A 3,082-nucleotide genomic window follows, 5' to 3' on the forward strand; every position below is an offset into this window, starting at 1 on the left:
GCCCGACGACTCGATGTACAACACCCTGCGCACCGCGGTGGGCCGCGGTGTGGAGGTGGACCTGTACATGGGCGAGACCTCCAACCACGCCCTGACCCACCACGCCCAGCGGTCCTTCTACGAGATGCTCATCCGCGACGGGATCCGCATCTTCCTGTACCAGGCTCCCTGGGTGCTGCACTCGAAGTTCGTGCTCATCGACGACGATGCCGCGGTGGTCGGGTCCTCCAACATGGACATCCGCTCCTTCGTGCTCGACCACGAGGTCAACCTCATGGTCGTCGACCGGGACTTCGTGGGCCGGCTGGACGAGATCGTGGCCGGCTACCGGGAGCACAGCCACGAACTGGAGCTGGCGGACTGGCTGGCGAGGCCCTGGTACCAGAAGTACCTCGACAACACCGCCCGCCTCACCTCGGCCCTGCAGTGATCCACGGGACGCCCCGTGGGCGGGGCATCGAGGGGTTGACAAGGCGGTACCCACCTGGCGTCCAGGACTTCGTTATGCCTGTGTGACTAATTTCAGGGATACGAAGGAGGCTGAGCTCCTAGGGTGGGAAAGTCAGTAGCGAACGATTTCAATCGAATGGAGAACATCATGGTGATCAGCTCGAAGAAGAAAATGTTTGCTCTGCCGGCCGCAGCTGCTTTCGCATCGGCGCTGATGGTCGGGTGTGCTGAGGAGACCCCGGTGCAGGAGGCCCAGGAGGGCGACGCCTCGGCGACGGCGGCGATCCTCAACGAGACCGTCACGATGCAGAACGAGGTCACCGAGATCGTGGGCCCGAACCTCTTCACCGTCGGTGAGGACGACACCCCCGTCGTGGGGGGCGACGCCGCCGCCCAGGACCTCCAGGACGGGGACATGGTCCAGGTCACCGGCACCGTCCGCCAGATCGTGGAGACCGACATCGAGACCGAGTGGGGAGTGGACTTCAACGACGACGAGACCTCCTACCTCATCGAGCGCGAACTCGACCTCGGCGTGGTCGCCGACGATATCCAGGTCATCGAGGACAACTGATATGTAGGGGATTCCTGTCAAGAGGGCAGGGGTGAGTCGCCGTCCGGAGTGATCCGGGCGGCGCCTCTTGTGGTCCGTCTCGGCGCTGGTCGGGCAAGCGTGTCGGTGGCGACGCGCGGTCAGACTGATATTCGCGGGTCGGGTACCGCAGGACGGTGTGCGGCTGGAGCGGACCGCGTGTCTAGAGTCGAGCGTCGCACCGCAGCCAAGCACGCCAGGGGGCTGCTCATAGTTGTATCGCGGATCGCTCGACGCGCTGCCTGCGGGTCAGCGTCGAGGGACCAGCTTCAAGGCCGGCGGCTCAGTCCTCCATCACCGCCAGGGACCAGCACCACCCGGCCAGCTCGCGGGCGATGGCCACGTTGGCGATGGTGGGGCGCTTCTTGCGCTCGGGCATCCGCACCCAGCGCTCGTGCAACCGGCGGTTGCCCGCGTCCCCGCGGGTCCGGGCCGCGGCCGGGGCGTTCTCCCAGCGGGCACGCATGGTCGCCCCGGGCCGGTAGGCGGGGCGGTGGTGCCAGGCGGCCTCGACCAGCAGCCGGCGGGCGTGGGTGTTGCCGGTCTTGGTGATCGGCCCCTGTGCTCCGTTCGCCCCGGAGGAGTGCTCGGAGGGCACCAGCCCGACGAAGGAACCGATCGTGGAGCCGGTGAAACGGTGCCAGTCGCCGATCTCCACGGCCAGTCCGAACCCGGTCAGGGTGGATATCCCGCGCAGACAGCACAACCGGTGCACCACCGGGGTGAACTGGCTGTCGTTGGCCATCGTCGTGATCGCCCGATCGAGCCGGTCGCGGCCGGCCAGGGTGGCCAGTACGGGCTCGTGCTCGGCGTCGAAGGCCATCCGGGTGGCCGGGGACTCCAGGTGCTGGCGGGCCAGCCACGCATGGTGGGCACCGGTCCAGGCGGCCCCGCCGGTGTAGACGATGCCGTGGCGCAGCAGCAGCTTTTCAGACCCGGTGGCGGGCCCGCATCAGGTCCCCGCGGCAGTCCTCCCGGCCCCGCACCAGATCCCGGGCGGCCTCCTGTTCCACGGATGGCACGACCACGCCCGTGATCTCGTCCAGGCGCAGCAGCCGCACCAGGTGCACCGCATCCCGGGCGTCGGTTTTCACCCGGTCCCCGGAAGGGCGTTGCAGCTTCGACGGGGCCGCGACCACGCACCGGATCCCCTCAGCGGTGAGGGTCCGGGTCAGTCCGAAGCCGGTCGGGCCGGCCTCGTAGGTCACCGCCACCGGCCCGGGCAGGTCCCGGATCCAGGAGCGGATGTGGCCGTGATCAGGGGTCAGTCTCGCCTGGACGAGCTCACCGGTCACACCGTCGATCGCCGCTGCCGCGACCGATCGTGCGTGCACATCGAGCCCTACGCTCGTACGCTCTGTAAACACCGGGGCCTCCCACACATGTCGGACAGGCCGAGCAGGCGGCCCCTGCTCGGTAACCCACGAATCTGTGTGAGCGAGGCCCCAGCCCGCAACCCCCGAGTGCCCGGGCGGTCACTACCTATCGTCTAGACCCTGGCCCCAGGACGAGTGGAACCCTTCCCACCGCTGCGGCGGGAAGGGTTCCACTCGCCGGGGATCCTGCCCTGCACCGGCCGCGGGCCGGACAGAGGGTCACTGCCGAGCGGGACTTCCTTGTCGTGGGCGGTCACGTGAAGCGGGGACCTACTCGACGACGGTGACGGTGGCCTCGGTGAGGTAGGGCTCGGATTCGCGGTTGACGAGGTAGTTGGCGGTCTCCTCGTCGGTGAGGCGCATCAGCCGGTCACGGTCGCCGGGTTCGCTGAACAGGTCGCCGGCGGCCACGGTGCCGGTGGCCTCGACCTCGTCGCCGGGGCGCAGATCGGCGGGCATCTCGCTCACGAACACCACCGTCTGCTCATCGCCCATGGTCAGGAACTCCTCCCCGTAGATGCCTTCCACGTCGTTGGTGAGGGTGATCTGCTGGCCGACCAGTTCCTCGGTGGAGACCCCGGACTGGTCCAGCTGGGTCAGCCGGGTCTCGTCCTGGCAGCCGGTCAGCAGCAGCGCCCCGGTCAGGCCGGCCACGGCAAGGGTC

Annotated in this window: 3 protein-coding genes and 1 pseudogene; 2 read left to right on the plus strand and 2 right to left on the minus strand. The window is 68.5% G+C overall.

Features of this window, described 5'->3' with window-relative positions; translation table 11 throughout:
- Positions 1 to 430, plus strand: a 430-nt coding sequence (locus ACH9D2_RS01090; protein WP_396360895.1) for a phospholipase D-like domain-containing protein, incomplete at its 5' end; no start/stop codon positions are given.
- A 168-nt stretch (positions 431 to 598) separates the two neighbouring features.
- On the plus strand, positions 599 to 1,024 hold the full coding sequence (locus tag ACH9D2_RS01095; protein WP_396360897.1) for a hypothetical protein: 426 nt from the start codon (positions 599 to 601) through the stop codon (positions 1,022 to 1,024).
- Positions 1,025 to 1,325: 301 nt separating this feature from the next.
- On the opposite strand, the pseudogene ACH9D2_RS19485 reads toward ACH9D2_RS01095, so the two are convergent.
- Positions 1,326 to 2,409 (minus strand): annotated as a pseudogene (locus tag ACH9D2_RS19485) (IS110 family transposase).
- A 279-nt stretch (positions 2,410 to 2,688) separates the two neighbouring features.
- The coding region (locus ACH9D2_RS01110; RefSeq protein WP_396360902.1) for a hypothetical protein at positions 2,689 to 3,082 on the minus strand (394 nt) is incomplete at its 5' end.

Origin of the sequence: Kocuria rhizosphaericola, from assembly GCF_044462205.1 — a bacterium.
Lineage (GTDB): Bacteria > Actinomycetota > Actinomycetes > Actinomycetales > Micrococcaceae > Kocuria > Kocuria rhizosphaericola.